At 42.5% G+C, this 6,609-nt stretch carries 6 protein-coding genes; 3 read left to right on the plus strand and 3 right to left on the minus strand.

Annotation, left to right across the window (positions count from 1 at the left end):
- Window positions 1-32: 32 nt before the first annotated feature.
- On the minus strand, window positions 33-947 hold the full coding sequence (locus tag C5O19_RS21600; protein WP_104715448.1) for an SDR family oxidoreductase: 915 nt from the start codon (window positions 945-947) through the stop codon (window positions 33-35).
- 1,013 nt (window positions 948-1,960) lie between these two features.
- On the opposite strand from C5O19_RS21600, the gene C5O19_RS21605 reads away from it, so the two are divergent.
- Complete coding sequence (locus C5O19_RS21605) at window positions 1,961-2,542, plus strand: TetR/AcrR family transcriptional regulator (protein ID WP_104715449.1); 582 nt, start codon at window positions 1,961-1,963, stop codon at window positions 2,540-2,542.
- A gap of 72 nt (window positions 2,543-2,614) precedes the next feature.
- The gene (locus tag C5O19_RS21610; protein WP_104715450.1) at window positions 2,615-3,793 is read left to right on the plus strand and encodes an MFS transporter; all 1,179 of its coding nucleotides are present in this window, start codon (window positions 2,615-2,617) and stop codon (window positions 3,791-3,793) included.
- 423 nt (window positions 3,794-4,216) lie between these two features.
- On the opposite strand, the gene C5O19_RS21615 is transcribed toward C5O19_RS21610, so the two are convergent.
- Window positions 4,217-4,900, minus strand: a complete 684-nt coding sequence (locus C5O19_RS21615; RefSeq protein ID WP_104715451.1) for a mutarotase — start codon at window positions 4,898-4,900, stop codon at window positions 4,217-4,219.
- A gap of 560 nt (window positions 4,901-5,460) precedes the next feature.
- Between C5O19_RS21615 and C5O19_RS21620 the strand changes: the two genes are divergently transcribed.
- On the plus strand, window positions 5,461-6,120 hold the full coding sequence (locus C5O19_RS21620; RefSeq protein WP_104715477.1) for a recombinase family protein: 660 nt from the start codon (window positions 5,461-5,463) through the stop codon (window positions 6,118-6,120).
- Between the two features lie 65 nt (window positions 6,121-6,185).
- On the opposite strand, the gene C5O19_RS21625 is transcribed toward C5O19_RS21620, so the two are convergent.
- The gene (locus C5O19_RS21625; protein ID WP_104715452.1) at window positions 6,186-6,569 is read right to left on the minus strand and encodes a hypothetical protein; all 384 of its coding nucleotides are present in this window, start codon (window positions 6,567-6,569) and stop codon (window positions 6,186-6,188) included.
- Between the last annotated feature and the right edge of the window lie 40 nt (window positions 6,570-6,609).

Below are 6,609 nucleotides of genomic sequence, written 5' to 3' on the forward strand. Positions count from 1 at the left end.
ATCCGTTTTATAGTATTAGAAATTGGGAAGGACTAAAATTCAACTTTGGCTAACTCTTTCGATATCTCCCATAATCTTATAGAAACATCTACATCCTCCGCTTGTGCAGGTATTTTTGCCACAGCAGGAAATCCGCGAGTCTCCATCAGCTTGTTGGGTCCATAATACCCCCCTCCTTTAGCCTCTGGAGAAGTGGCTGCATATAAGGTTGGCAAGGCTCCCTGTGCGGAGGGCTGAAACAAAAACGGTAAAAAGGTTCTCGCCATTCCTGCAACACTCCATCGTCCTGCACCTGTAATAAGCAGATTTGTCCGGGAAACACCTGGATGGGCAGCCACACTCGTGATACCCCAACCGTGCTTGTCACTTTGCCGCTGCAGTTCTAAGGCAAACATCAGGTTCGCAAGTTTTGATTGACTATAGGCTTTCCCAGGAACATACGAAGATTTGGATTGAAGGTCATCAAAATTGATTGATCCTTCACGATTAGCTACACTTGACAGGGTAATAACACGAGCATATGGTGACTGACGTAATAAGGGAAGAAGTTGTGCTGTTAGTGCAAAGTGACCGATATGGTTTGTACCGAACTGTAACTCAAAACCATCGGCCGTTTCGAGTCGTTTAGGTGGCGTCATTACGCCAGCATTATTGATGAGAAGATCGATGGCTTGCCCTTTTAAAATCATTCTCGACGCAAAGGATTTGATTGATGACAGGTCTGCAAGATCTATTTTCTCAAAACTTACGTTGGCTTTGGGGTTAATCTGTTGAATCCTGGCAATGGATTCCGCTCCTTTTTGAGTATTGCGTCCCATCACTACTACCTTCCATCCTGCCGATGATAGTGCCAGTGCATCCTCGTATCCTATACCTTCGGTACTGCCTGTAATGATAGCTAAACCATTGTTTCTTTGCGGAATATTAACTGTGGTCCACTTTTTCATTTTCTTCTGTTTTTAATGTTTTTGTGAATGCAAAGGTGGATCACATTAAAAACACAGGTGTAGTCAAAAATCGTATTGTTGTAGTCGAATGTAATGCATCAACAAATAGCCGTTGCTTTGGGATGGGGTATTAACAGACTTGATATTAGGAAAGCCTGTGCTACTGAAATCTGTTGAGAGTTACCCCGTGTTGATGTATCCGATCAGGGAATGGACGTCGCGAAAGGATGGCATTGCTCAGCGTCCAGTGAAGGGACTGGTCTTTAGAGCAATTGGTTAAGATTCAACGGGAAATGAGCGGATTCAATCAACTTATTCGGTCCGAATACTATCCCAAGCTCTTCATTGAAGACGTAAATCAAATGAAGCTATTGGTGATCTGGATACCGGGAAGTTCTAACGGCCTCACCAGGTACCGGGGGTCATTACCGATAAACAGAAGACCTTTCACTACTATATTCGAAAGTATGCTAATTCCGTCAAAGCTTCTCTGCCCGAGCAGCAGGAACTCATCAGTTTAGCCAACCAGCTACCTCTCGATGATCGTCCGGATACGCAGGCCACCTTAGAAGATAGTTCTTTATTCTGGATCAGAGAGTACTTGCAGCAAACGAATAGCCGGCTCTTGGATAACCTCGAACAAACCGTCAGGCGGAATTTACTCCAGCAGACGGGTTTGCGTTCCGGGCCCCTTGATCAAGAATTCCCTCGCCACGTGTCCTTGATGCTTTTCCCGGAGCGGCCCGATCGGTTCTTTTCTTATACCTTGAGGGGTAACATCCGATTTTTCTAAAAGCAGACGTTATACTTTTTCCAGAAAAGAAAATTAACCACGTTTGCAACTCATTGAAAATCACTAGCTTACAGATAAAAATACCACTTAACCATAAGCATAGGTCAGGAATCGCTGAGATTTTTTACCAGGATTTTCCTTCATGAGCGAAATCCGATGAGGAAATAATTTGTCATCATTTTAAACTGATCAGTTTAAAAAAACATAGCTTTGTAGCACTATGGGAAGAAACAAGGAATTTGATTACGAACAGAAACTGGATATTGCACTGGAAATTTTCTGGACTCAAGGTTACCATATGACTTCTATCACTGACTTGGAGAGTCATATGGGCATTAACAGAAGTAGTATTTATCCTACCTATGGCGATAAAAAAGAACTACTTATAAAATGTCTAGCAAAATATCTGAAATCTAAAGTGTCTGACTACTCAGCGATTCTGAACGGTGATCAATCGGATGCCATTGAAAATTTAAGAAGCCTATTGCGGTTGGCAGTAGATCAGAGCATTAACGAAGAAAGGACCTGTTTGGCCGTTAAGATGGCATTTGAAGTTGGATTAGCTGATGAAGATATCAGACGTTTACTGGCTAATCATGAGAAAAAAATTGAAGAGATCTACTTCAAAACTTTAAAAATTGGACAGGAGCAAGGGTGTATGAAAGCTGATTTAGATACAAAATCTACGGCTGATTTCTTGGCATGCTCGTCGAGTGCAATGTTTAAAAACTACGTTTTAAATAAAAATCGGAAGGTTGTTTACGATATGATAGAAAACCTGATCCTGATGATTAAAACATAAGGGTGACAGAACAATTCACCCACTTAATCTGCATAATATTTTTTTACCTTTTTTTAAACCGATCAGTTTAAAATGAATTTAGTAGTAAACAAAAGAATAGCTTATATCGGATGTTTAGGCGTTCTCGGAATTATAAGTACAGAATTTGGCGTGATTGGGATCTTGCCGCAGATCGCGAAGTACTACCATATAAATATTGGAACAGCAGGGTATCTGTTAAGCCTATTTGCGTTGACTATTGCCGTAACAGGCCCATTCATGGTATTATATGTCTCAAAATTTGACAAAAAGAAAATCATGATGTCTGCCCTTGGGCTGTTCTTGATTTCTAATTTTTTCTCAATATTCAGTCCGCCTTTCTGGCTACTGATGATCCTAAGGATCCTACCCACTATTTTACATCCGGCGTTCTTTTCAATGGCCATTGCTGCTGCAACCAAAGACACCTCTGCTCAAATGCAGATGAGGTTGACCAGTATTATCATCGGTGGTATTGCCCTGGCACAGGTGACGCTGATTCCCTTTACTACGTATATAGCGAGCATTTACACCTGGCAGCTGACTTATGTTATACAGGGTTTCATCATTCTGATGACGTTGTTCATCATGTATAAGTTTTTGCCAGCTATGCCTAATACAGAAGTAAAGTCTTTTAAAAACCAATTGAGTATACTTACAAGACCCCGTTTTATCGCTGGAACTGCGGTGAACCTATTTTTCATAACGGCCTGGTTTTGTTCCTACAGTTATTTTGCAGACTATCTTTCCAAATCAAAAGAGTTAAGTGCACAACAAATCAGCTATATGTTACTTTTATTCGGCGTGATGGGTGTAATTTCTAACTTTCTGGCAGGTCGTTTGTTGGGTAAGTACATGATCTGGACTACTTTATTTTTCCTTACAGGTACGTTTCTAGTTCCGCTGGCATTTCAATATACGACGGGTTCAATACTCAGTGTAGCCGTTGTAGTTGGTTTTTGGGGAATTATGTATGGACCGTGTTTCCTGATTGGTGTGGGTCATATGGTGTCGGCGGCATCTGATGCCAAAGAATTCGCAAATAGCCTTCAAACTTCATTTGGAAATCTTGGCGTTTCACTAGGCACGGCTACCGGAGGGTGGTTTATCAATTATTACGGCATATCCATTACGCCCTGGGTAGGTACCGGGTTTGGTCTATTGACCTTTTTTATGGTACTATGCCGAGCCTGGCTGGATAGGAATGTTCACGCGGGTAAAGAGTATTCCTAATACCTACTTCTTTATAGTAGACTTCAAAATGAGCCATAACTTTTGGGGGCTCATTTTGAAATATTGATCGGGTTAAGGGTCCAGTAGTTTCTTATTTTTGATAGATCCGCTTCTTTCTTGCCTGAGTCAAATCATAATTTTCCTGGATCGTTAGTCAGAACTCTGGAGTGGTATTAGAGAAGGCAACTACCCTTCATATAAGTATCTCCGTTACGTTAGCAGCCAGAGTAAAGCTTCTTTTCTTTTTTTCAGCTATGGCTTTCTCAGTACGATCCGCGGTTAGTTCCCGTTCGTGCTATCCCATCGTGGCCAGGATACCGATGGTTAGGGTATTGCCTTCTGCCCTATTACAGCCATTGAAGTTGAATCCCGGAAGCATGAAGGGTAAAAACTAGTAACTAACCCAGGTAAAGGAATAAACCTTCATGGTAAGGAAAAGCGATCCAAAGTTTGTAGCTGCTTTTCTTTCATGTACCAATCATTACTTACCAATTCAAGGGTATCTATACAAATGGTACCAAAGGCATGGGTTCGGTGTGCAAAGAGATAATTTAAAAGTTCTTCTTTCTGCTGGAGGGGCGATTGAAATCTCACTACCGTCGCATGAGCCGTCTGGAGTACGTACCGCTCATCCAGACTTTGCTGTAAAGCCGTAGTAGCAAAGGCCGTTCGAAGTCTGGTTCGGATTCGGGAAAGAGAATCCTCTTGCCAAAATCCCTGAATCATGATGCCTGCGGGTGAAGCCGTAATCCCTGTAAAGTCCAGTTGGAAAGAGGTCTGATCTTTTAAGGCTTCTTTAATTACATTACTATAATCGCTGGGTTGTATCTGTGAGAGGGCAAAACCTTCGTAACAGGAAATGATCGATAAGATCGTAATATGAATATCGGATGTGGGATAGTAGTATTGAGCAGGCTCCAGAGCTTGTAAAGGCTTAAGAAAGCTTTGAATCTGGTCTACTACTGTTTTACTAGGGCGAGCGATTAAGGTAACTCCCCTTCTTTGATCGGAAGATGAACTCACAAGCGGGTCCATTTGATATTGATCCGACGTTATTTTTTTGCAGGCATCTTCAAACAGTGCATCGTATCGCTGAGCTATATTCATTTGTGTATGCTTCTCGGGGGAGCAAGTGCTTTACTCACCCCTCAAGGTTTAAAAATGGGCGTTCGAATGATCGGGATTATCTACCACTACACGATGAGCAGGGATGGACTAGGTAAGCCCTCAGACGGCAATGAACGAGGTTTAGTACGATTGCATCCGAAGCATTAGCTATTCCGCTCTCTAAACATTTCTTTACTTTAGTCTTTATACGTATGATGTCTTACTTAACTGTGCAAAAGTAAGGATGTGGAGTCTTACCTGAGTAATTAGCCTAGGTTCACTCGGCTGAGTGAACTTGGATACACTTCTAGAAGTTTTAGATGACTTGTTTCTGAGTTTCAAGTCCAAGACCCGACCGTCACTACATTTGAGTAAAACTTCTAATAATTGACAAATTACCAAATCCTATTTTAAATTATTTTATTATTTGAATGTTCCAAGGGGGAGAATTATTATTCTATAGTTTATAACCTTTTACAAACGTCCATTTGTAAAAGGTTATAAAGTCAAAAATGCGTAAGTTTACAATCGTTTTACTCATCAGATTTTCTTATCAGTACATGCAGTACGTTGCTTATTACCGAGTGTCCACCCTGGCTCAGGGGAAATCGGGGCTGGGTCTGGCCGCTCAGCAGGAAATTGTACGACGCTTCGTTCGGGAAGGTGAAGTACTGCTCGAAGAATTTGTGGAAGTGGAATCGGGGAAGAAATCGGAAAGACCACAATTGAAAGCGGCCGTTGCCTTTGCCAAACAACACCGGGCTCGTTTGTTGATTGCTAAACTCGACCGGCTTTCGCGTAATGCCGAATTTATCTTTACGCTTCGAAATGCGGAAGTAGATTTTGTAGCCTGCGATATTCCTGATGCCAATACACTCACCATCGGAATTATGGCGGTTCTTGCTCAGCACGAACGAGAACTGATCTCGGAACGTACCCGTAATGCTCTTCAGCAAAAAAAACGCCAGGGCTATTCGCTGGGCTCGCCCGAAAACCTAACCTCACAAGCAATTGATAAAGGCCGTCAGCAACGCATTACTAATGCTCGTACCCATCAGGCCAATCGCCAGGCGGCAGAACTGGCCCGCCTATACCGAAATCAGGGATTGACGTACGCTCTGATCGCCGAAAAACTCAACGCGAATGGCTTCCGTACCCGTAGAGGACAAATTTTTCATCCCATGTCCGTGCGTAGGTTGATTCTGCGACCAGATTCCTGAAAAAGCAAAAAGTCTCACGTTCCTTACTGAAGGTGAGACTTTTACTAACGAATACGTAGGGGGAATTAGTCTACAAACACCACGCGAGCGGGTTTATCGGTATTGAGACTGATGTCTTTTTTGACGATGGTTTCACCATCGGTTACTTCAATGTGGTACTGACCATCGGCTAGTTCGTTCATATCAAAACGGCGGGCGTAGCCGGTAGCATTTTTACTGATGTTTTCACTGAAAAGAATGTCACCTTTGGTATTTCGCAGCGATACGGTGAGTTTCTTGCCCGCTGCTTTTTCCAACAGGAAGTTGACTTTGCCTTGTTTGCCTTTGAAGACATTGACGGCGTAGGAGGTTTTAGCGGTTTCCTTGGGATCTTCCGTGGGAGCGGCAAAGCTAGTCAGGGTAACGAAGGCGAAAGCAAGAGCGAACAGAGATTGAATGGAAGTTTTCATGGCTTTTATCGATTGAGATTGACAGGCAAAAAAAAGATGA

Source organism: Siphonobacter curvatus (assembly GCF_002943425.1).
GTDB classification, from domain to species: domain Bacteria; phylum Bacteroidota; class Bacteroidia; order Cytophagales; family Spirosomataceae; genus Siphonobacter; species Siphonobacter curvatus.